A 23,480-nucleotide genomic window follows, 5' to 3' on the forward strand; every position below is an offset into this window, starting at 1 on the left:
ACGTCGATGAACGTCCTGTCGATGCTAAGGGTTGGACTTCTCGCGCTGGCCGCGCTGTTCGGCACCGTCTCGCTGGCGAGCGCCGATGACGGCTCCATCAGCATTCGTATCGTGAAGGCCGGTTTTGTCGTAGGCGGATCGGCCGGAGACGGCGTGCTGACGTTCAAGGGTCGCAAATACCCGCTCTCGGTCGGCGGGCTGAGCTACGGCTTCACCTTCGGCGCCTCCGAGACCCGCCTGCATGGAAAGGTCCGGAACATCAAACGCGCGTCCGACGTGTCCGGGGTCTATGCCCAGGGCGGGGCGGGGGCGGCCTTCGGCAAGGGCGCGCAGGTCGTCGTGCTGACCAACCAGAACGGCGCGGTTCTGGAACTGAGCGGCGAGCAGAAGGGCGTCATCGTCAGCCTCGATCTGAGCGGGCTGGCCCTGTCGCTGAAGTGAGTTGTCCCTGAAGTGAGTTGTCCCTGAAGGTATGGCGCGCCGAACGCCGCCATGCCTTCAGGCGCCCTGCGGGCAGCGCCGGTCGCCCCGGCGCCGGGCAGGACCCGCCGCGCCCGATCGCTCCGAGTTAGCGCCCGGCGGGGCCGCGCGTGTCGCCGCTTAACTGAAGATTCCCACCTGTCACGAGCGTGCGCACCCCGCCCCCCGCAGGCGGCGGACTCCGTGCCGCATCCGCCCGCGCCTGAGCGTGAGGCGCGTCTCCGCCTCATAGGCGTGCTGCCCTCTGCATCGCCGGAAAAGGTCGTCGCAGCTCCGGCGCATGCCTGCGAGCGGAGGCGGTTGCCAGACACTAGATAAACATCTAATATGTCAGGTGTCGGGAGTTAATGGATGCGTGCCATGAAGACATATCGCGGTGACAGGACCATCGACGGGGTGGCGGTGACGGTGGACGGCGCCTTGCTGCCGGAGCGCACCGACATCAAGCCGATCAGTCGCGACGGCTTCGAGTGGAGCTATGAGGGCGTCGCGCCCGCCCAGCTTGCCCTCGCCATGCTGGCCGATCATTTCGGCGCGGCCACGCCCGCCCTGCAGAATTATGAGCGCTTCATGCGCGAGGTGGTGGCCAATTTCGGCAATGAGTGGGAGTTCACCACCGCCGATATCGACGCCGCCCTGACCGCGCGCGCGGCCTGAGCCGTCTCCATGGCGCCGTTCGTCGCGCAGTTCGTCGCCGCGCCGGCCGGGGCGGTGGAATGCCTCGTCGCCCAAAGCGGGGCCGATCCCGCCAATGGTTCCTTCGTGCTGGTTCACGGCATTCAGGGCACGGCGGCGGCATGGGCGGAGATCGCGCCCCGGCTCGATGCCGGGCGCGCTGTCCTTATGCCCAATCTGCGCGGGCGCGGGCGCTCGCCCAGCCCCGGCGACATTGCCGCCTACAGCCTGGATCATTTCGCCGACGATCTCGCCGCGGTGATCGCCGCCGCCCCCGCCCCGGTCACGCTGGTGGGCTGGAGCATGGGCGTGCTGGTGGCGCTGACCTATCTGGCGCGCTTTGGCGCGCGGGGACTGGACGGGCTGGTGCTCGCCAGCGGCACCGCGCATCCCGGCCGCGAGGCGGTATGGTTTCATGCCGAGACGCCCGAAGGCGTCGCGCAGGAAGCGGCGGCGCGGGCGGCACGGCTCGGCCTGACCGCCTCGGCCACGCCGACCGCCGTCGCCGGCGCCTGGGCCTCGGTGCGCGCGGCGGATCTGCGTCCCGGGCTCGCGCGGATCACGCTCCCCACGCTGCTGCTGCATGGCGAACGCGACGACCAGTGCCCGCTCGCTCATGGCCGGGTCATCGCCGCCGGCATCGCGCAGGCGTCGCTGGAAATCTGGCCGGGCGCCGGCCACAATCTCATGGTGGAAGACCCCGCCCGCTTCGCTCTAAGCGTGTTGCGCCTTCATGCCGCGGCGCGCTCTGATAGGCTGAACGCGACTCAGTGATATCTCAGCATCGGACGATCTCTGCCGCCGACTTCACCCGGCGGCCCGTTGCACCCGGAGTTCCCCATGCCGCCAGCAGGCACCAAGCGCGCCGCAGACGCCCGCAAGATGGATGGTCGAAAGACCGGCGGCGCCCGCAACCGGCGCAAGGAGGCGAGCGTCGAGGCCGATGATCTCACGCTCACCGACCGGGCCTATCGTCAGCTCGAGGAGCTGATCTCGACGCTGCAATTGCCGCCGGGCACGGTTCTCTCGGAACTCACCCTGGCGCAGCGGCTCGACATTGGCCGCACGCCGATCCGCGAAGCCTTGCAGCGGCTCGCCCGCGACGGGCTGGTGGTGGTGCTGCCCCGGCGCGGCGTGCTGGTGTCGGAGATCAATCTGCGCACCCAGCTTCGCCTGCTGGAAACCCGCCGCGTGCTGGAGCGGCTGATGGCCGAGCTGGCGGCGGAACGGGCGAGCGACGAGGAATGCGAGCAGTTCGCCCAGATCGCCAAGGGGATGCAGGACGCGGCGGAGCGCGCCGACGGCATCGAGTTCATGCGGCTCGACCGCAAGCTCAACACGCTGGTATCGGATGCGGCGCGCAACGAGTTCGCCAGCCGCTCCATGGGGCTGATGCACGCGCTCTCGCGCCGCTTCTGGTACCAGCACTATAAGCGCGTCGCCGATCTGCCGCTGGCCGCCCAGCTTCATGCCGAACTGGCCGCCGCCATCGCCGTGCGCGACGGGGCGGCGGCGGCGGCGGCGTCCGACAGGCTGATGGACTACATCGAATCCTTCGCCCGCAAGACGCTCGACGATTAGAGCCTGATCCGACGAGCTTGAACCGGCCTGATCGGTCGACGGTGTGGCTGGGACAGGAGCGCGCTCAGGCGTGCTCCATCTCCACCTCGCCGGCGATGACGCGCATCACCGCGCGGTCGGCCTGGGCCTGCGCCAGCGTGCCCTCGAAGATCATCTCGCCCCGCTCCACCACATAGAGCCGATCGACATAGTCCGGCAGGTGGTGGACGTTGGATTCCGCCATCAGCACCGCCTCGCCCATGGCGCGGATGGAGGCGATGCCTTCCGAGATCATCGGAATGATCGCCGGCGACAGCCCCTCGAACGGCTCGTCGAGCAGAAGCAGGCTGGGGTCGAGCGCCAGCGCGCGCGCGACCGAGACCATCTTGCGCTCGCCGCCGGAGAGCTGCTGGCCGCCGCGTGCCAGATATTGCCGGAGCTTGGGAAACACCTTTAGCGAGCGCTCGACCCGCTCCTCCTCCGACAGCGGGGAAGGGCGGGTCCAGGTCGGCAGCGCGATGTTCTCGGCGACGGTGAGATCGGCATAAACGTCGGATTCCTCCGGCGAATAACCGATGCCGAGCTGGGCGATCCTGTAGGTCGGCATGCCCACAAGGTTCTGCCCCTTGAAGCTGATCGTGCCGGCGGCTGGCGCGCGATGGCCCATGATGGTGCGGAAGGTCGTGGTCTTGCCGGCGCCATTGCGCCCGATGAGACAGACGAGTTCCCCCGGCTCGACGGTGAGATCGAGCCCATTGAGAATGCGGCTGCCGGCAATATCGACCTTGAGGCCGGAAATCCTGAGCATATCGGGCTCCTCAATGGCTGGTCGGGTGGGCGAAGGCGGCGGCGGCGTCCGATGCCTTGTGCTTCATCTGCGGCCGCCGCGTGCCGACCACGGCGGCGATCAGCGCCGGGTCCTTGAAGAAGGTCTCCGGCTTCTCATTGGCCAGCACGCGGCCGGCCTGCAGCGCGACGATGCGGTCGGAATAGCGGGCGACGAGATCCATGTCGTGCTCGACCTGGATGATCGCCCGCACCCCGGCCTTGCGGCAGGCGGCGACGAGCAGTTCCATGATGGCGTGCTTGTCGCCGGTGGAGACGCCGGAAGTCGGTTCGTCGATCAGGATCAACTCGGGCTTCAGCGCGAAGGCGCTGGCGACATCGAGCAGCTTCTTCTCGCCCTGCGACAGCGCGCGGGCCTGCTGGTCGAGCCGGTGGCGCAGATGGAAGATGTCCGCCACCTCCTCCACCGCCTCATGCACCTCGCTGTCACGGCGCAGGCTGCGCAGCGGATTGCGAATGCGCTGCAGCCGCGAGGAGGCGGCGACGCACAGCGCCTCGCGCACGGTGAGCGCGGGGAAGATGTTCACGAGCTGGAAGCCGCGCGCCATGCCGCGCCGGGCCAGTTCCACCGGACCGATGCCGCCAATGTCGCTGCCACGGAACGAGACCTGTCCCGAGGTCGGCCTGAGCAGGCCGGTGAGCACATTCACCAGCGTGCTCTTGCCCGCGCCATTGGGGCCGACGATGGAGATGAACTCGCCATCGCTGATCGAGAATGAGACATTGGTCAGGGCGTGGAAATCGCCATAGCTCTTGCAGACGGTGGTGGCTTCGAGAAGCGCCGCCATGGTTCAGCTCCCGCGCTTGAAGCGGTTGAGGAGGCTTCCCGCGATGCCGGAGAGGCCGCCGGGGAAGAACACGACAAGGAGGATCAGCACCGCGCCCATGACGAAGCGCCAGTACTGGGTCACCGACATCACCGTGTCCTGCAGCAGCACGAAAGCCAGCGAGCCGACCACCGGGCCGATGAAGGCGCCGGAACCGCCGAGCACCGCCATGAAGACCATGTTGCCGGACTGGGTCCAGTACACGATCTCGGGATCGGCAAGGCCGATGGAGATGGCGAGGATGGCCCCGCCAATGGCGCCGTAAATGCCGGAGATGACAAAGGCGGCGAGCCGCATGCGGGTGACCTGCACGCCGAGATAGGCCGCCTTTTGCGCGTTCTCGCGGATCGCCTGCAGATGCAGGCCGAAGGGCGAGCGCACGATGCGCCACATGACGAGGCCGAGACTGCCGAGCAGGCCGAGCGCGTAATAATAGAACGGCCCGGTGAGGAAGGCGGTCTTGCCGCCCGCGAACTCCATGCCGAACAGCAGCGGCCGCAGCACCCGCATGCCCTGGTCGCCGCCAGTGAGGCCGTAGAACTTGTACAGTACCGAATGAAACAGCATGCCGAAAGCCAGGGTCAGCATGCCGAAGAAGATGCGCGTGTAGCGCACGCACAGGAAGCCGACCGGGATGGCGATGATCACCGAGACGAGGATCGAGACCAGCAGGATCAGCTCGAAGGACTGCACCCCGAGCTTCGAGGTCATCACCGCCGCCGTATAGGCGCCGATGCCCAGGAACATGGCATGGCCGAAGGAAAGCAGTCCCGTATAGCCGAACAGCAGGTTGAAGCCGAGCAGGGCGATGGCGAGGGCGAAGAACGGCACCATCAGCGTCAGCGTGTAGACCGAAGCGAAGAACGGCAGGACCGCCATCGCCGCGAGGATCACCAGCAGGGCCCAGAGGCCCGAGGCCCGGGTCGCTTCCGAGGGCAGCCGCGCCAGCCGCGTGCTCTCGACCAGAGGGGGAGCGCTCATGCCATCGCCTTTCCAAACAGGCCGGCCGGACGCAGGATCAGCACCGCGATGACGACCAGATAGATCGAGAGAATTTCCGCCTCGGGCAGCGCCATGATGGCGATCGCCCGGATGAGGCCGACGATCGGCGCGCCGGCCAATGCCCCGCGCATCGAGCCGAGCCCGCCAATGACCACCACCGCGAACGCCTCGACCACGAGTTCGACCGACATTTCCAGCGACGCGGCCGAGGCCGGCACCACCAGCGCGCCGCCCACCGTGCCGAGGATGCAGCCGACCGTGAACACCGCCGCGAAGATGCGGGTGGAATTGATGCCGAGGCCCTCCGACATGTCACGGTTTTCGGCGGTGGCGCGAATGATGCGTCCGGTGCGGGTGCGCTGGAGAAACCAGCCGAGCCCGCCGGCAATGGCGATCGAGGCGGCGATGACCAGAAGATTATAGGTCGGCACCCGGATGCCGGCGATCTCGGCGGTGCCATAGGCGAGATAGGCATTGTCCAGCGTGAGCGGCGTCGGGCCCCAGATGAAGCGCATCGCGTCCTGGAACACCAGCAGCAGGCCGAAGGTCAGCAGAAGCTGATGGCTCTCGTCGCGTGCATAGACGGTGCGCAGCAGCCGCTCCACCGGCAGGCCGATCAGCCCGATGGCGATGCCGGCGAGGATCAGCACCGGCAGCACGGCGATGCCGGGAAGCCCGAGCGCCGCCGCCGCCCCGATGGCGGTGATGCCGAAATAGGCCCCGAGCGCGTAGAACGAGCCGCAGGCGAGGTTGACGATCTTCTGGACGCCAAACACCAGTTGAAGACCGGCCGCGACGAGGAAGACCACGGCGGCGTGAAACACGCCGCCAATGACCATGTCGATGAACCTATCCATGGTGCGTCCTCAGGCCGGCAGCTTCGCGGTCTTCAGCCACTCCCAGAAGTCCACGCCCGGCGGCTTCTGGAGCTGGTCGGCCGTGTAGGCGTCGACGGTGCGCAGCGTCGGGAAATCATAGGCGTTGTCGTTGGTCGACAGGCCCTGATAGAACACCTGCTCGGCGATCTTGTCGGCGCGGAACCGCCCCGGTCCGCCGAGGCTCTGCACCTCCTGCTTCGGAATCGAGTCGATGATCTCGTCGAGCTTGGGCCAGCGCCCGGTCGCCTTGGCCGCGGCTTCCGTGCCGGCCTTGTAGGCGGCGAGCGCGAAATAGGCGCGGTCGGCCTCCCAGTGCGGCGCCTCCTTGTAGCGGTCCATATAGTCGGCGACGAACGCCTTCTGCAAAGGCGAGGCGTCGGGCAGGGCGAAGTACAGCGTGTTGTGCCCGAAGATGATGTTCTCCGGCATGAAGCTTTTCTTGAGCTGGTTGATCTGCCAGCCGGCGGCGGGGAGGGCGATGTTCACGCCCTCGAACAGGCCGGCGGCGCTGCCCTGCTTCATGAACACCGGAAGGTCGGCGAACAGCATGGAGGAGAAGATGAAGTCCGGCCGGGCCGCCTTGAGCGCCGCTATGTGCGAGGTGAGGTCCATGGTGCCGACCTTCGGCCATTGCTCGGCCACCACCTCATACTGCACGCCGGCCCGGGTGAGGATCTGCCGGAAGGCTTCCCAATTGTTGCGCCCGTAGGAATAATCGGGGTTGATGCCCGCGACACGGGTGATCTTGTTGCCGAAATATTTCACCGCCAGCAGCGAGGACATCACCGCCTCGCACTCATTGTCGGTGGAGCGGAACACGTAGCGCACATCCGGCATCGCCTGCTTCACGCCGTCCTGGGTGGTGCCGTCCCACATGATGAGCAGCGCCTGCTCCTCCTCGGCGACGGGGGCGACGCCCATCGACACGCCGGTGGAGATCAGCCCCTGCACGCAGTCGACCTTTTCCTGCAGCACCAGGCGGCGGAAGCGCTCGATCGTGTCTTTCGGCGAGGTCTCCTCCTCGAAGACCAGCTCGATCGGGCGGCCGGCAATGCCGCCATCCTTGTTCATGCGCTCGGCGGCCCATTGCACCGCGCGAATGCCGCATTCGCCCACCGTGCCCATGGCGCCGGAGCGCGGGGCCAGTATGCCGATGCGGACGGGTTTCGACTGGGCGATGGCGGGCGCGAAGACGCCCGGCGAGGCGGCGGCAAGACCGGCAGCACCGATCCCCCGCAGCAGTGAGCGGCGGCTGAGATTCATCTGTTCCCTCCCTTGCGGGTCTGATGCCCGTCCTAGGTCTGACATATCATAAATATGCAAACTGAATGTCTGCAACAGCTAATTTTGATCTGGATCAATTTGTGATTGGCGCGCGTCCTTCGGCACCAGCGGCAAACCGGCATGCCGTCTCGATTTGCGCCCGCCGATCCGGTCGCCGCGATGGCGTGCGGCGGACGCATATGTGATATATGTATGACATATTTTACCATGGAGCGGCTTTACGCTGCGTCGGCGGGCCGTGCACGATGCGGCACAGCCAGGGAGGCCCCCATGATCGCCGTCATCTTCGAAGTCTGGCCCGCCGAGGGCGCACGCCAGACCTATCTCGACATCGCCGCGGCGCTGCGCGCCGATCTCATGCGGATCGACGGCTTCATCTCGGTCGAGCGGTTCCAGAGCCTCACCGATCCCGACAAGATGCTTTCGCTGTCGTTCTGGCGCGACGAGGAGGCGATCCGGCACTGGCGCAACCTGCCGAACCATCGCCGGGCGCAGGACGAGGGCCGGGGGAGCGATGGCGGCGGCGGCCTGTTCCGCGATTATCGCCTGCGCATCGCCGGGGTCGCGCGCGATTACGGTCTCGCCGCGCGGGCGCAGGCGCCGGAGGACAGCCGGCAGGCGCACACAGCCGCCGGTCTGTCGATCTGAGCCGGCGAAGGATCAGAAGATCACGACGCTGCGTATGGCCTCGCCGCGCTTCAGCGCGTCGAAGCCGGCATTGATGTCCTCCAGCGCGATCCGCCGGGTGATCAGTTCGTCCAGCATCAGGTGGCCGTCGAGATAGGCACGCGCCAGCCGCGGGAAATCGCGCGCCGGATGCGCGCCGCCATAGGAGGAGCGGCGGATGCGCTTCTCGCCCATCAGCGAACCCCAGCGCAGGGCGATGTCCTTCGCCACGTCGATCTTGCCCAGCCAGATCACCTCGCCGCCCGGCCGCACCGCTTCGGCGCTGACGCGGAACCCGGCCGGGCTGCCGGCCGATTCCAGCACGACATCGGCGCCCCGGCCCCGTGTGGCGGCCCGCGCCACCTCCGCCGCGTCCTGCCGGGCGGCGTTCACCTGCGTGGTCGCGCCCATGGTCGCGGCCAGCGCGAGTTTTTCGTCGTTGAGGTCCACCGCGATAATGTCGGCGGCCCCGGCCATCCGGGCTCCCTGCACCGCGGCAAGCCCGACCGCGCCGCAGCCAATGACCATCACCGTGTCGCCCGGCCGGATCGAGGCGACGTTCATGGCGGCGCCCACCCCGGTCATCACCCCGCAGCCGATCAGGCAGGCGCGATCGAACGGTATGTCGCGCGGCACCGGGACCGCCTGCTGTTCCGGCACGATGCAATAATCCGCGAACGCGCCGAGAAACATCAACTGGCGCACGGCCCGCCCGTCGCGCAGCCAGGCGCGTGGGGCGCCGTCGAACGCCAGCGCCTCCGCCCCCCGCGCCAGATAGCCCTCGCACAGGATGGGCAGGCGGCGCTCGCAATAGAAGCACCCGCCACAATGCGGGTTCCAGGACAGCACGACCGGGTCGCCGGGAGCGACGGCGCGCACCTGCGACCCCACCTCCTCGACCACGCCCGCCGCCTCGTGCCCGAGCACGATCGGCATGGGGTAGCGCAGGCCGCCCTCGATCACTTCGAGGTCGGTATGGCACAGCCCCGCCGCCCGGATGCGCACCCGCACATCGCCGGGGTGCAAGGGCGCGGCCGTGACGGTTTCAAGAGTGAGGGGCGCGTGCGCCTCATGCAGCACCGCGGCCCGGTAGCTCAGGCTCATCTGTCTCTCCCGGAGAAAGGTTCTCCGGCGCCGGGGGCGGCGCCGCGATGGCCGAAAGCGGTTCTAACTTCCTCATTTTCCTTCCATTGCGGGAAAGACGACGAAGCGGCTTGCCATCTAATGTAACACTGATATGTTAGATGAATGCTTGTCATAGGGCAATAGCGCGCAGCCGCGCATTCAGGCAAACCCGCTTTCGGCAAAAAGCCCGCAAGGAGGACGATATGGAACTCGCCGTCAGTTCAATGACCGAGCGCCAGAGGAAATACCGCGCCACATATCGCGAGCGCGTCGCCGGCTGGTACAATGGCTGGCTGCACATCGCGGTGATCTACACGATCGGCTTCACCGCCCTTTACGTGTATGGCTCGAACATCGCCCATGTGGCCTGGTGGGAGTGGCTCACCATTCCCGTGGTGTTCCTGTTCTGCAATTTCTTCGAATGGGCGCTGCACCGCTATGTGATGCACCGGCCCTCCCGCATCCCGCTGCTGCGCGCGGTCTATAACCGCCACACGCTGATGCATCACCAGTTCTTCACCGAAGAGGAGATGCGCTTCGCCGGTCATCATGACTGGCGCGTCACCTTCTTTCCGCCCTATGCGCTGGTGACCTTCACACTGATGTCGATCCCCGGCGCGGTGGTGCTCTCCTGGCTGATCTCGCCCAATGTCGGCTGGTTGTTCATCACCACCACGACCTCGGTCTATCTGCTCTACGAGTTCATGCACTTCACCACGCATATCGACGAGAACTGGTTCGTGCGGAACGTGCCGTTCATCAACACCAACCGGCGCCATCATGCCGCCCATCACAACCAGTCGATCATGATGGAGAGGAACATGAACCTCACCTTTCCCATCATGGACTGGGCGTTCGGCACCTCCGATCTCGATCGCGGCTTCCTCGGCCATCTCTTCAACGGCTACGACACGCGCTACGTCAAAACCGACATGCGCAAGACCTCGCGCACGCCGCGGCCCGCCGGGCCGGCGAGCGCTGGCCCGGCGGGTTCCGGCCCGATGACGCAGCAGCCCGCCGAATAGCGGCCACCCCTCCCTCGCCTCAGGAATATCGTCATGGCCGCTCTGGAACCCAACACCGTCGCCCTGGCCTGGTTCGCTCTGTTCTCGACGCTCTGCTGCGTCGGCCTGCTCATCCTGTCCGGCTCCTTTCCGCTGAATGCGCGGCGCGAACGCGGGCAGGAATCAAGCCCGACCCTGGCGCTCATCAATGGCGCGCTGATGCTGGTGCTGGCGGGCTGCACCCTCGCCTTCGGCCTGGTCGAACTGCGCGTCACCAGCGTCATCGTCGTGGCGGGCCTCGCCTTCCTGTTCGCGCCGGCCTCGTTCGAGATCTGGCCGGAACGCTGGAAGGATGGCCGCGCCGTCCTCGCCATCATGGCGTTCGCCCAACTGGGCGCCATCGTCGCGCTCTATCGGGTCGGGGGCGAGGTTCTCGCGACCCTGGTGTAAGCGCAGGGAAGGAAACGCCATGAACCAATATGACCCGTCACGTCCGGAAAGCGGAGACAGCCATGCCCACATTCGTGAAACTCGCCATCTCGCTGATCGTGATTCTTGTCGCGGCTGCGGGTTATGCCCTGCAGGCGCATCTCGGTCAGGTCGGACCGAAATATGCGGTGCTGTTCCTCGGAGCCTTCATGGTGATTGCCATGTGGCTGTTCCCCGAGGTCAGCCGCAAGGAAATCCGCAACTAGCCCAGCGCCGCTGACGCCGCGCGCCTGATATGATGCAACGGCATGGCCCGGCCTTTCGGCCGGGCTTCGTCTGAGATGCGGCGCCGTCGCGGGGGCGGCAAAAGCCCGGGCCGGCAGGGAAGGCGGCCCGTGTGAGGAAACGCCGCGTCATGTTCAATTCGGTCGGCTGAGAGGCCGGAGGACAGGCGCAGTTCTCGCTCAGAACCTGAGCGAGAACTGCGCGCTGAAGGTGTTCTGGTTGGCCTCGTCGGCGAGCTGGCCGGCATAGTTGAACTGCAACTGGGCGGTGTCGGACAATTGGTAGCCCAGCCCGAGGCCGACCACCGCCACATCCTCGGCGATCGGCACGCCCTGGATGGTGAACGGAGTGGTGCCCCCGCTGGCGAACAGCATGTCGACCGACGAGTCCGTGTCGCCAAAGGCATGCTGCCAACCCAGCGTCGCGCTTGTGGTGAGGGTATGGCCTGCCACCGTGAAGCTGGTGGCCGCACGAAGGCCAAGCGTGGTGTAGAACGTGTTCTGCGAAGGCGTGTCGACCGCGAGGGCCGAGGCCGTCGCGCCGTCTTCGCTGAAGCTGGCGCCGGAGATGTTGACATAGGCGAGGCCGATAAAGGGCTCGAAGGCATAAGCCCCTGCCGACATGTCGTAGCCGATCTCACCGAAGAGCTGGGTGGTGCCCAGCGTGTAGTCGCCGTCATTGGCCCCGTAATTGCCGGGGAAGGACACGCTGCGCGACACGGCTATGTCGTGCCAGGTGTAGGAGGCGCCGCCGCGCAGCGCGAGGGCGTCGAACTGGGCGCCGGCATAGAGACCGATGTCGTAATTGCTCATCGAGCCGGAGGAAGAGCGGGCATCCACGTCGAACGAGGTTCGGCTGTAGCCGCCGATCAGACCGAGCCTCACATTGTCGCTCACGGCCACGTCGATACCGCCGAACACGCCGCCCACCGTGCTGTCGACGGAGGCGGCATTGGCATTGCCCGAGACTTCGCCCCAACTGCCAAAGCCTTGCGCCCACAGCGTCGGGGTGAGCCCCTGGCCGAGCTGGGCGGTGGCCGGGCCCGCCGCCTGCGCGGCATAGGACAGCGCGCCGGCGGACGGGGCGGTCAGTGACTGGCGCAGGCGCGTGCCGACCGCGTCGCGCAGATAGATCGACTGCTGCTGGATCACCGTCTGGGCCGAGGCGTAAATCTCGCCGGAGAGCTGGTCGAGCGCCGGCGCCACCGCTGCTTCCGGCAGTGCGAAGATCGCCTCATAGACGGCGTTGCCCTTGCCCAGCGCCTGCGCCGCCACGGCGACATTCGCCTGGTTCGGCGTGTGGGCATAGTCGATGAAGTTGAACCCGTTATAGACCAGCGTCAGATAGACGTTCTGCGCGTCATAGGTCAGTTCCGGCGCCAGGAAGGCGAAGTCCGACGTAACCGAGCCGAAGGTGCCGGTCAGCGTGCTTGACGTGGAAAGAATGGTGATCGTGCTTGTCGAGGGATAGCGCCCGGCCGCCGCCACCACCTCGACGCCCGCCTCCGAGGACAGGGTCACCGGGCCGCTGGCGGTGATCAGATCGTGCTCGCCCGCAACCGTCACGTCCACCCGATAGACCGAGCCGGCGTTGAACGACACCGGCCCGTTCACGGTGAGCGTGCCGGGCGAATAGCCCGGCGCGACCGTGCCGCCGCTGTTCACGTTAAGCGCGCCGATGCTCGCCGTGCCGCCGAGCACGCCGCCATCGTTGAGGGTGAAGGGCGAGGCGGTGCTCGATCCCGCCACCAACTGGACGACGGTGTCCTCCACTGTCACCGCGCCGGTATAGGGCGCGGAGAACAGCACCGTGCCGCCGCCGGTGAACGTCACCGCGCCGCTGCCAGTGATCGCGCCGGTGAAGGCATAGGTGTCGGAGCGGTTGAACACGAGGCTGGCATTGTTCACCACGTCGCCGACGATCGAGCCGGCCGTGCCGCCATCGCCGATCTGCAGCGTGCCCGCGGAGATGGTCGTCACGCCGGTGAAGGTGTTGGTGCCGGTCAGGATCAGCAGCCCGTCGCCGGTCTTGGTCAGACCGCTCTCCCCCGAGATCACCCCCGAAAGGGTCAGCGTCTGCGCCGCGTCGACCTCGAGCGTTCCCGCCGTGGAGGCGGTGCCCTCCAGCACCACCGACCGGCCGAGGGTGAAGCTGCCGCTCGCGCGGAACGTGCCTGCCTCGCCGATGGTCAGCCCGCCGCTGCCGATAGCGCTGACCGCGTCCACCCGCAGCGTCCCACCCGTAATGGTGGTGCCACCGGAATAGGTGTTGGCGCCGGTCAGGTAAAGCGTTCCGCTGCCCGCCTGCACCAGCGCGCCGCTGCCGGAGATCTCTCCCGCCATGGTGACGGCGTCGCTGCGGTTGAACGCCAGCACACCATCATTGAGCACATCCCCGAGGATCGACCCGGAGACGCCGCCATCGCCGATCTGCAGCGCGCCGGCGGAAATGACGGTGCCGCCGGTATAGCTATTGGCGCCGGTCAGGATCAGCGTGCCGTAATCGGCCTTTTCGATACCGTGCGTGCCGGTGAGCACGGAGCCGATGGTGGCAACCGTCGACGCCCCCGCCTGCGTGCCGTCGCCGACGCGGATCGTCGCCCGGCTGTCGCCGGTGAGCGCCAGCGCGCCGCCGCTCACCACATAGCCGCTGTCCACAAACTGCAGGCCGGTCGCCGACACCTGACCGTCGGTATTGTCGATTGTCACCGTGCCGGAAGTTGACTGGAACACGGCGAACCCGCCGTTCCATGCCCGCGGAATGGTGCCGGAGGCGTTGATCCAGTTGGTCTGCGCCCCCGCGGTCCAGGTGCCGGTTCCGCCGAGGACGCTCTGCGTCGCGGTGGTGTTGGAGCCGTTCCAGAACAGGATCGGGCTGTTCGGGTCTTCGACATAGAGGTTCACCTGCCCCGCCACCGAGGTCTGCACCCCGCCGTCAAGGTCATCCGAAATGGCTCCAACCTCCATGCCATTGTCGGTCAGCGTGCCGGTGTAGTTGACAATGCGGTAGATGCCGATGCCGAAGCCCCCCGCCGGCGTCACGTTCAGCGTGCCGTCCAGCGTCACGTCGCCGTTCACGGTGAAGACGCCGCCGCTTGTGGTGGAGCCCAGGGTGACATTCATGGAAGCGCCCGACTGCATGTCCAGCGCGCCCATGGTGAGGCCGGTGGGCTGGACGCCGGCGAGGGTGCCTCCGTCAAGCACATGCACCGTCTGCGTCACGGTTCCGGAACCGGCCAGCGTCGCGGCATCGTAGACATAGATGTCGCCCGCGACGCTGCCGTCTACGACGAGCGTGCCGCCGTTCACATTCGTGTCGCCGGTATAGGTGTTGGCGCCGCTGAGCGTCAGCGTGCCGGTGCCGTCCTTGTCGAGGCCGCCCGTGCCCTCCAGCACACCCGAGAAGCTCGTCGAACTGTTGTCGGACCCCGTTGCGAGGCGCGTCCCCTCCAGCGTGACCGTCCCGGCGCCGGCAAGCGAGCCGACCGTCTCCGTGCCGGAAGGCCGAAGGATCAGGCTCGCCCCTGCCGCCACGCTCACCGCGCTGGTGTCGCCCAGCGCGCTGCCACCTTCCGCGATCAGCGTGCCGGCGCTCACATTGGTCGCGCCGCTGGCGCTGTTCGTGCCGGAGATGACCAGCGTGCCCGTCCCGGTCTTGTCCAACGCGCCGGTCCCGGTGATCGCGCCCGTCAGGGTCAGCGTCTTGCTGTCGTCCACCTCGAACGTACCGCCGCCGACATCCGAAACCGGCGTCAGGGAGATGGCGGAGCCATAGGTGAAGGTGTCGCTGGCGCGCAGCGTGCCCTCGCCCTCAAGCGACAGCGTCCCGCTCCCCAGAGCGTCCGCCGCCGTCACCTGGATCGCGCCGCCGGAGATGGTGGTGGGGCCGGTCAAGCTGTTGGTGCCGGTCAGGGTGAGCGTGCCGTCACCCGTCTTGGTCAGGCAGCCCGGCCCCGTCATGCTGCCGCTGAAGGTGGAACTGGTGCCGTCCCCACCCGCGGTCAGGCAGTGGCCGTTGAGGCCGACGGACCCGTCACCGGCGAGGGAGCCGACCGTCTCGTCCGCATCCGTCAGCAACAGGCTCGCCTCGCCGGCCACGGTGAGCCGTGCCGTGTCCGAGAGCGAGGTGCCGCCTCCGATCTGCAGCGTCCCGGCATCCACATTGGTGGCACCCGAGAAGGTGTTCGCCCCGGTCAGCACCAGCGTGCCGGTGCCGGTCTTGGTCAGCGCGCCGGTGCCGGAGATCTCACCCGACACGGTGAGGGTCTTGGTCGGATCGACCGAGAGGGTTCCCCCGCCGGTCCCCTCGACAGGGGTCAGCGAGATGGCGCTGGCCCATGTGAAGCTGTCGCTCGCCTGAAATGTGCCGCCCCCCACAAGCGCCAGTGCGCCGGTGCCCAGCGCGCTGGCCGCGGAGGCTTGCACCGTTCCGCCGGAGACCGTAGTGCCGCCGCCATAGGTGTTCACCCCGGTCAGGGTGAGCGTGCCCTCGCCGGTCTTGGTCAGGCAGCCGGAGCCCGAGATGGCACCGGAGAAGGACGAGGTGGACCCGTCGCCGCCGCTCGTCAGGCAGTAGCCGTTCAGCGCGATGTCGCCCGCGCCGGCGAGAGAGCCGACCGTCTCGTCGGCGTTCACCAGTTCCAGCGTGGCGCCGGAGGCCACCGTCAGCCGTGCACCATCCGCCAGCGAGGCGCCGCCCATGAGGGCGAGGCCGCCGGCCGAGACGGTGGTCGCGCCGGTGAAGCTATTGGCGCCCGAGAGTGTCAGCGTGCCACTGCCGGCCTTTTCCAGCGTGCCCGTGCCGGAAATCGCCCCCGCGAAGCTGGTGGCGTCGGAGCGGTTGAAGACAAGCGCCCCGTTGTTCAGCACGTCGCCGGCGAGGGTTCCGCTTGTGCCGCCATCGCCCACCTCAAGCGTGCCGGCCGAAATGGTAGTGCCGCCCGTATAGGTGTTGGTCCCGGTCAGTGTCAGCGTGCCGGTACCGGCTTGCACCAGCGCGCCGGCGCCGGAAATATCGCCGTCGAACGAGACCGCGTCGGTCCGGTTGAACGACAATGACGCTAACGCCGCTACCGAGACATTGCCCCCGATCGAGCCGCTGGTGCCGCCATTGCCGATCTGCAGCGTGCCCTGCGTGACCGTGGTATCGCCGGAATAAGTGTTCGCGCCGGTCAGAACCAGTGTTCCGAGATCGGTCTTCTCGAGGCCCGTTGTGCCCTCGATCACGGAGCCGATCGTCGCCACATAGCTCGCGCCGGCCGCGCTGCCGTCGCCCACCCGTATCTGCGTCTGGCCGGTGGTCGAGGCGAGGGTGATCGTCCCGCTATCCACGGTATAGCCGTCCACCATGAACTGCATGCCGGTGGTGGCGACGGTGCCCGAGACGGTGACATCCCCCGCCGTGCCGGCGAACACCGCAAATTGGCTGTTCCAGGCCCGCGACTGGTTGAGCGGCGATGTCAGCCAGTTGAGGTCCGAGGGGCTCGCCGACCATGTGCCGCTGCCGCCCTGGATGGTGCCGTCCGGCGTCGTCGTCGTGCCGTTCCAGTACAGCATCTCGCCGGAGAGCACCGTCAGGTTCACCTGGTTCGGCACCACCTCGATGGTGTAGGCGAAGTCGGTCGGTGTGGTGCCCAGCACCAGACCGTCATCCGAGGTCAGCGTCGTGTAGTCGATCAGCCGGTAGACGCCGAGCGCCATCGACCCGCCATCGGTCACGTTCAGCACGCCGTCCAGCGCCAGCGTATCGGCCGAGAACACCGCATTTCCGGTGTTGGAGCCCAGCGTCACATTGACGTTGGCGCTCTCCGCCAGCGTCAGCGAGGTCATGGACAGGCCATAGGCGCCCGCCGTCGTCACCGGCACCGCCGCCAGCGTGCCGCCATTCTCGACGCTCACCGCCCCGGTGATCGCCGCCCCCGATGTGCCGGAGGTCTCGCCCTGCAGCGTTCCCCCGGACTTGACGGTGACATTGCTGGTCAGCGACACGCCGTTGAGGATTTCCAGCGTGCCGGCCTCGACCGTGGTTCCCGCCGCCGCGCTGTTGCTTCCCACCAGCGTCAGCTTGCCGGCGCCCTTCTGCACCAGGGCCCCCGACCCGGTGATGGCGCCGGCCGCGACAATGTCGTCCGAGCGGTTGAACGCCACCGTGCCGCTATTGGCGATCGCCCCCACGACCGCGCCGGTGACGCCGCCATTGCCGATCTCAAGCGTGCCGGCCGACACCGTCGTCCCGCCGGCATAGCTGTTGTCGGCTGTCAGCGTGAGCGTGCCGAGCCCGGCCTTGGTGAGCTCGCCCGCCCCGCCGAGCACGCTGGCAATGCCGATGTCGAAGCCATTGGTGTCGATTGTGCCGCCCCCGGCCGCGAACGTGATGTCTCCCGCGGCAAAGCCGGAGAGATAGTCCGCCATGTCGGCGGAGGCGCGCAGCGTGCCGTCATCGACGGTGATCACCGCGCTGGCGGCCTCACTGTCCTTGACGATCTGACCGGCAATGACCGCGCCGCCATCCGTGACCGCAAGGGTGGCGTCACTGCCATACTCGCCCATATAGATGCCCGCGGTGCCGACGTCGAAGATCGACCCTTCGCCGGTTATCGTCGCGATGCCGAAATGCTCCGAATTGTTGCCGAGATAAAGATCGCCGCTCAGGATCGCTCCGCCATCGGCGACCGTGACGGTGCCGTCACCGTAATAGCCGGCGTAGAATTCGGCGCCACCGGTGTCGAGCTTCGAACCCGCGCCCGTGACCGTCACCTCGCCGCGCGAGGCGTCGTAGACGCCGAGAGTCACAGTCCCGCTGTCGACCGTTCCGCCGTCGGAGACGGTGAGCGCGCCCGAGGTGTCGTCGTAGGAATAGCCGATCTGCAAGTCGAAGCCGTTCAGGGTCCAGTTCGAGTTGGCCCCGGTGACGGTCACGGAGGATTCATACTCCCCGTAGCTGCCACTATAGATGCCGATATAGCCCCACCCCGTCGAGAGCTTCGCCCCATTCGAAATCGTAACCGTGCCGCCATTGTAATAGCCGACATCGAATTCGCCGGTTCCAAGATCCAGGGAGGAGTCCGGCCCGGTAATGGTCAGCGTGCCTGTCGCGCCATCGCCTTCGTCGAAATAGCCGATCACCGCATTGCTGGCGGTCACCTTGGCGCCACCGGAGATTTCCATCGTGCCGGTGCCGTAATAGCCGACAGAGAGCTGGCTGCTGATATCCCAGCGCGTGTCGGCTCCGGTGACGGTGACCTGGCCGACCGATCCGACGTCATAAGCGACAGCACCCCAGCCGGAGGTCAGAACCGCGCCGTCGGCTATGGTGAACTCTCCGGTTCCCTTGTCGCCCACGATCACGCCGGAACTGCCCAGAGCAAGGCTCGTTCCGACGCCCGTCAGAGTCGCCGCGCCGGAAGTGTCGAATGCACGGCCGACATAGAAGGTCTCTGCCGTCGACGTTCCGCCTGCGAAAACGAGCGAGCCGGCGGAGACCACCGTGTCGCCGGTCATGGCGTTGTCGCCCGTCAGGGTCAGCGTGCCCATGCCGGCCTTGACCAGTCCCGCCGAGCCGCTGAGGTCGGAGGCGATGCTGGCGGCGATGCCGGCCGAGCCGGGCGTCGCGTCGCCGACCGTGAGGACCGGCGCCTGCCCGTTGAAGCTGACGAGGGAGATGTCGCCTCCGGTGAGGCTATAGCCGGAGGTGAGGAAGTGCATCCCCGCCACCTCGGGAGTCGTCGCCCCGCTCACCGTCACCGTTCCGGCGGCTCCGGCGAAGATGGCGACGCTGCCCTGCGTCCAGGCATTGGTCGCCGCGCCGGTCTCGTCGGTCCAGTTGATGTTGGCGTTGGTGACGATCCAGTCGCCATCGCCGCCCTGTACGCTTGAACCGGTAGTAACGGTCGAGCCGTTCCACCATTGGGCGGCGGCGACCAGCAGGTTCACCTGCCCGGAGGTCGCGTAATCGAGCGCTGTCAGCGAATATTGCTGCGTCGTTCCCAGTACCAGGCCGCTATTGGTGATTTGGCCGCCAAAGTCGAACAGGCGATAGGTGCCGGAGGCATAGCCGTCGCGTTGCAGGAGATTCAGCGTGCCGCTCAGGATCAGGTCGCCATTGCCGGTCGACAGGGCTGCCGTGGTCGAAGGCGCCCCCAGGCCGATATTGATGACCGAGGAACCCTGCATGAGCAGGCTGCCGACGCTCAGGTGACTGGTGCCGTCCGCTTCCATCTGCAGCGTCGCGCCGCTTTCCACCGTCATGCCCAGCGTGGAGCCGCCGGTCGCCCCGGATTCCGCCACGAAGGCGGCCCCGGACTTGACGACGATGGTGCCTGCCACGCTCGCCGCGCCGCTGAACTGGAGCGTGCCGGCCGATACCGCGACCTCGCCCTCGATCGAATTGGACCGGGAGAGCACGAGCGTGCCCTCGCCCGTCTTCTCAAAGCCCGTGCCGCCGGTCAGCAGGCTGTTGATCGTCGCCGTTCCCTCAGCGACCGAAATCTCGGGGACATAGCCGTCGGCCAGCGCCACCAATCGGATGGCGTTGGCGGGCGTGGCCCCGTCCACGACATAGCCCGAGGTGAGAAATTCGATGCCGGCCACCTGCGGGTTGGTCGTACCGGCGATCGTCACCGTGCCGGAGCTGCCGCCGAAGATGGCAAGGCCGCCCTGGCCCCAGGCATCGGCGGCGCTGCCATCGGCGGAGGTCCAGTTCGTGGTCCCCGCCTGGACATTCCAGGTGCCGGTGCCGCCATCGACGTCCGAACCGCCCGTCGTGTTGGAGCCGTTCCACCACTGGCCGAGCGCGACGACGAGGTTCACCTCATTGGCGGTCGAGGTGTCGATGGCATAGAGCGAGTGGGCCGGCGCCGTCACCTCCATGCCGTCATCGGTGAGCGTACCGGTGAAATCAATCAGCCGGTAGGTACCCGAGGCGAAGCCCGAACCCGCATTCACCTGCAATGTGCCGTCGAGGGTCACATCGCCATTCGAATAGATCGCATTGTTGGCGGTCGGGGCCTCCGCGAGAAATGTGAAGGTCGAGGTCGCGCCGAACTCCACCGCCCCCACAGTGAAGCCGATGCCGCTGACCACCGACAGCGTGGCCCCGCTCTCGACCGAAACTGTTCCGGAGGCGACGCCGCCACCAAGCAGCGTGGCGCCGGACTTCACCGCCACGTCGCCGCCCAGGCTGCCCGTGAGGTCCAATGTCCCCTCGGAGACCGTCGTCAGGCCCGTCAGGCCGGTATTGCTGGAGCCGAGGATCATCGTGCCGGAGCCCTTCTTCTCCAGCGTCCCGGATCCTGAAATCCCCCCCGAATAGGTGAAGTCGTCGGAGCGGTTGAACACCAAGGCGCCCGTCGTCAGGCCGGAACCCGTGTCGACGTCCCCGATGTTTCCGCTCGTGCCGCCGTCGCCGATCTGCAGCACGCCACCCAGGACCGTGGTTCCCGCGGTGAAGCTGGTGCTGTTGTCCCCGGTCAGCGTGAATGTTCCGGTTCCCGTCTTGACGAGGCTCAGGACGGAACTCCCGCCGGCCTCGATCAGCGAACCGGAGAAGGTGGTGCTCGCATTGTTTCCGCCGGTGGTGAGCACATAGGCCCCATCGGCGGCAAGCACATCGCCTGAGCCGGCGAGCGAACCGATGGTTTCAGAGTCCCGCAGGACCAGTTCCGCCCCGGCATCGACCGTCACCGCGACGCTGTCGGCGATCGCCGACCCGTTCTGGAGGAACAGCTTGCCCGCCTCGACATGAACGGGCCCGGTGAAGGTGTTGGTGCCGGTGAGAAACTGATTGAGACCGCCGACCTTGGTCAGGCCGCCCGTGCCGGTGATCGTGCCGGCAAATGTTCCGGTGGCCGTGTCGGCCCCGACCGTCAGCGTGTTGTCGTTGAGCTTTATCGTCCCGCCGGCACCGTTCACATTGGCGAGGCTCTGCGAACCGTCGACCAGCTCCAGCGTGGCCCCGGTCGACAGGTTCAGCTCCGTCGTGCCCGCCAGCGCCGAGCCGCCGGACAGCACCATCGTTCCGGCGGATACGGTGACGACGCCGGTGAAGGAGCTCGCTCCATCGAGCGTCAGCGTGCCGGTGCCGGCCTTCTCGAAGGAGCCGATGCCGGCGATCTCGCCGGAGAATGTGGTCGAACTGTCGTCGCCGCCAGCGGTGATCTGGCTGACATTGGCCAGCGTCACCGTCCCGGCTCCCGCCAGCGAGCCGATGGTTTCGTTCGCGTTCAGCGTCAGGCTGGCGCCGCTCGCCACCGTCACGGCACTGGAGTCGCCGATCGCCGATCCGCCGGACACCACCACGGCGCCCGAATTGATGGAGGTCGCGCCGGAATAGGTGTTGCTGCCGGACAGGGTGAGCGTGCCCGAACCGGAGACGGTCAGCGCGCCCGCGCCGGAAATCGCCCCGGACAAGGTCTGGGCGGCAGAAGAGCCGTAATCGAAGGTGGTGCCGGAGGCGAGGGACAGGTCGCCGGCATAGCTGCCCGCCCCGAGGCTGCCGGCCGAGGCGATCTGCAGCGTGCCGGCCGAGATCGCCGTGTCGCCGGTATAGGTGTTCACGCCCGACAGGATCAGCGTGCCGTCGCCGGTCTTCTCCAGCCCGTCGCTGCCCGCCAGCACGGAGGAGATGGTCGCGAGCGAACCGGTCCCGTCCACATCCACCTTCGGTGCCGATGAGCTGTTCGCCAGCGTCAGCGTGTCCCCGCCGATCTCATAGCCGGAGGTGAGGAATGTCAGCCCCTTGGCTCCGACCGCGCCCGAGGAGGCGTCGATGGTCACCGTGCCCGCCGTGCCGGAGAAGATGGCAGCTTTGGTCGCATCCGACGCCACATGGGTGGTTCCGTCGGCATTGGTCCAGTTCAGCGTGCTGGAATCCGCGGTCCAGGTGCCGTTTCCACCCACAAGCGGGCCGCTGCCGGAGACGGTCGTGCCGTTCCAGTACAGGCCGCCACCCGCAGCAACGGTCAAAAGAACCTGGCCGCTCACCGAGGTCGTATCGACGGTGTAATCGTAATCCGACGGCGCGGTACCAATGGAGAGCGTTCCCGAAACCGAGCTGGTATAGGTGATGAGAAGATAGGAGCCTTCGGTCATCGAGCCGCCGTCGGTGATGTTCAGCGTCCCGCCAAGCGTGAGAGTGCCGCCTCCAGGGGCACCTGCTGCGTTTATAACGATGAGCGGATCCGTGGTGCTGGGCGAGCTCAGCGTAATGTCGAGATACGAGCCGCTTTTCAGCGTCAGATTGCCCTCGAGCGTTTCCAGGGCCGGCGCACCGCCCATGGGGCGGCTGACAGTCAGATGGCCCCCGGCCTCGATAACAATACTTCCCACCACATCCCCAACCTGTGCAGTAGAGGCGAGTGTCGCTCCACTGTACACGGTCACATTACCTGGGATTGTGCCTGCATTGTCTGCCGTTCCGATTTGAAGCGTACCGCCCAGCACACTCCATTCCGTGAGGTTACTGGATCCCGCTCCGCGGGCCGTACCGGTCACCGCCCAGGTCTCGCTCGCATCCACAGTGAAGTATTTGAAGTTCTCGAATACGACACTCTCCAAACTGCCCGAGCCGACATCGATCTGAGCCAGATCGAACCTGCCGCCCACGCCGGCCAAGGTGAGAGTGTTGGTGGCTGAGGGAGCAGTCGAACCAATGACATCGCCGGAGATCGTCGCATAGGTTGATCCCGATGCGTTTCCGTTACCCTCGAGCGTCAGAATGTTGGTTGTGCCGGCGAATTCGATCGCATTTGCTACCGACACACCATCGCTGGCAAGCCCGCCGATCACGGCCGCAGTGCTGGCGAGCGTCAACGTTGCATCGCCCGCTACGGAGAGACCGACACCACCGTAACCGGAGTATAAGAGTTCCGTGCTACCGCCCGAGACATATCCGGCGATTGTTCCGGTTGCTGACCCGTTGAACACAAGTCCAGCACCTGCGTCCACCCAGCCGGAACCCAACCCAGCATTCCCGCCGATAATGTTGACGCCGGTGCCCATATCGACTGAGACATCGGAGGTGAAATACAGGCCGATGCCGCCGCTGCCGCCGGATCCCCGGTTGCCGTTTGAATCGCCGGCGGAGCCACCATTACCACCCTGAATGGTCACGGAGATGGCCGACCAGTCATAGGGTCCACTGCCTGTGATGACGGCGCCCCAGCCACCGGCGCCGCCGCCGCCGCTGGCGTAGCCCTCATTCATATCACTGCCGCTGTCGCCGCCATCGCCGCCCTTTATAAGGCTGTCCGTAGGCAGCACGCTGCCGACATAGCCGTGAGCGCCGCCGCCGCCGCCACCGCTTCCAGAACCGACATCATCCTGACCTCGTCCGCCACTCGCGCCAGCCGTGGCGCCCCCTGCGCCGCCGGCGGCAGACCCGGCAGAACCACCCGCTCCGCCGGTGGCGCCCGCGCCACCGCC

The 23,480-nt window shown here is 67.0% G+C and carries 15 protein-coding genes; 8 read left to right on the forward strand and 7 right to left on the reverse strand.

The window, feature by feature from the left end; translation table 11 throughout:
- The first annotated feature begins 6 nt into the window (after positions 1-6).
- The 4 genes from AAC979_RS21015 (at position 7) to AAC979_RS21030 (ending at position 2,736) form a co-directional block, all read left to right on the forward strand.
- Positions 7-441, forward strand: a complete 435-nt coding sequence (locus tag AAC979_RS21015) for a hypothetical protein (RefSeq protein ID WP_371348847.1) — start codon at positions 7-9, stop codon at positions 439-441.
- 399 nt (positions 442-840) lie between these two features.
- Positions 841-1,137 (forward strand): DUF6166 domain-containing protein, encoded by a 297-nt coding sequence (locus AAC979_RS21020; RefSeq protein ID WP_371348848.1) that lies wholly within the window; start codon positions 841-843, stop codon positions 1,135-1,137.
- A gap of 9 nt (positions 1,138-1,146) precedes the next feature.
- On the forward strand, positions 1,147-1,929 hold the full coding sequence (locus AAC979_RS21025; protein WP_371348849.1) for an alpha/beta fold hydrolase: 783 nt from the start codon (positions 1,147-1,149) through the stop codon (positions 1,927-1,929).
- Positions 1,930-1,995: 66 nt separating this feature from the next.
- On the forward strand, positions 1,996-2,736 hold the full coding sequence (locus AAC979_RS21030) for a GntR family transcriptional regulator (RefSeq protein WP_371348850.1): 741 nt from the start codon (positions 1,996-1,998) through the stop codon (positions 2,734-2,736).
- A 64-nt stretch (positions 2,737-2,800) separates the two neighbouring features.
- On the opposite strand, the gene AAC979_RS21035 is transcribed toward AAC979_RS21030, so the two are convergent.
- Genes AAC979_RS21035 through AAC979_RS21055 form a run of 5 tightly spaced genes read right to left on the reverse strand, consistent with a single transcriptional unit; the run spans position 2,801 to position 7,531 of the window.
- Positions 2,801-3,523 carry an ABC transporter ATP-binding protein gene (locus AAC979_RS21035; protein WP_371348851.1) on the reverse strand — a complete coding sequence of 241 codons (723 nt, stop codon included), beginning with the start codon at positions 3,521-3,523 and terminating at the stop codon, positions 2,801-2,803.
- A gap of 10 nt (positions 3,524-3,533) precedes the next feature.
- The gene (locus AAC979_RS21040) at positions 3,534-4,349 is read right to left on the reverse strand and encodes an ABC transporter ATP-binding protein (protein ID WP_371348852.1); all 816 of its coding nucleotides are present in this window, start codon (positions 4,347-4,349) and stop codon (positions 3,534-3,536) included.
- Between the two features lie 3 nt (positions 4,350-4,352).
- Positions 4,353-5,369: a branched-chain amino acid ABC transporter permease gene (locus AAC979_RS21045; protein WP_371348853.1), complete on the reverse strand. Its 1,017-nt coding sequence runs from the start codon at positions 5,367-5,369 to the stop codon at positions 4,353-4,355.
- Complete coding sequence (locus AAC979_RS21050) at positions 5,366-6,247, reverse strand: branched-chain amino acid ABC transporter permease (protein ID WP_371348854.1); 882 nt, start codon at positions 6,245-6,247, stop codon at positions 5,366-5,368. The genes AAC979_RS21045 and AAC979_RS21050 overlap by 4 nt, the downstream gene beginning before the upstream one ends.
- Positions 6,248-6,256: 9 nt before the next feature.
- Entirely contained in the window at positions 6,257-7,531 is a 1,275-nt protein-coding gene (locus AAC979_RS21055; RefSeq protein WP_371348856.1) for an ABC transporter substrate-binding protein, read from the reverse strand.
- Positions 7,532-7,822: 291 nt separating this feature from the next.
- Between AAC979_RS21055 and AAC979_RS21060 the strand changes: the two genes are divergently transcribed.
- Positions 7,823-8,200 (forward strand): antibiotic biosynthesis monooxygenase, encoded by a 378-nt coding sequence (locus AAC979_RS21060; RefSeq protein WP_371348857.1) that lies wholly within the window; start codon positions 7,823-7,825, stop codon positions 8,198-8,200.
- A 12-nt stretch (positions 8,201-8,212) separates the two neighbouring features.
- Here the strand turns inward: AAC979_RS21060 and AAC979_RS21065 are convergent, their stop codons facing one another.
- Positions 8,213-9,322: a Zn-dependent alcohol dehydrogenase gene (locus AAC979_RS21065; RefSeq protein WP_371348858.1), complete on the reverse strand. Its 1,110-nt coding sequence runs from the start codon at positions 9,320-9,322 to the stop codon at positions 8,213-8,215.
- Positions 9,323-9,546: 224 nt separating this feature from the next.
- On the opposite strand from AAC979_RS21065, the gene AAC979_RS21070 reads away from it, so the two are divergent.
- The 3 genes from AAC979_RS21070 (at position 9,547) to AAC979_RS21080 (ending at position 11,042) form a co-directional block, all read left to right on the forward strand.
- Positions 9,547-10,368: a sterol desaturase family protein gene (locus AAC979_RS21070; protein ID WP_371348859.1), complete on the forward strand. Its 822-nt coding sequence runs from the start codon at positions 9,547-9,549 to the stop codon at positions 10,366-10,368.
- Positions 10,369-10,401: 33 nt separating this feature from the next.
- Positions 10,402-10,797: a hypothetical protein gene (locus AAC979_RS21075; RefSeq protein ID WP_371348860.1), complete on the forward strand. Its 396-nt coding sequence runs from the start codon at positions 10,402-10,404 to the stop codon at positions 10,795-10,797.
- Positions 10,798-10,859: 62 nt separating this feature from the next.
- Positions 10,860-11,042 carry a hypothetical protein gene (locus AAC979_RS21080; protein WP_371348861.1) on the forward strand — a complete coding sequence of 61 codons (183 nt, stop codon included), beginning with the start codon at positions 10,860-10,862 and terminating at the stop codon, positions 11,040-11,042.
- Between the two features lie 198 nt (positions 11,043-11,240).
- Here the strand turns inward: AAC979_RS21080 and AAC979_RS21085 are convergent, their stop codons facing one another.
- Positions 11,241-22,385: an autotransporter-associated beta strand repeat-containing protein gene (locus AAC979_RS21085; protein ID WP_371348862.1), complete on the reverse strand. Its 11,145-nt coding sequence runs from the start codon at positions 22,383-22,385 to the stop codon at positions 11,241-11,243.
- Positions 22,386-23,480 lie beyond the last annotated feature (1,095 nt).

It is taken from the genome of Ancylobacter sp. IITR112, from assembly GCF_041415945.1.
GTDB lineage: Bacteria > Pseudomonadota > Alphaproteobacteria > Rhizobiales > Xanthobacteraceae > Ancylobacter.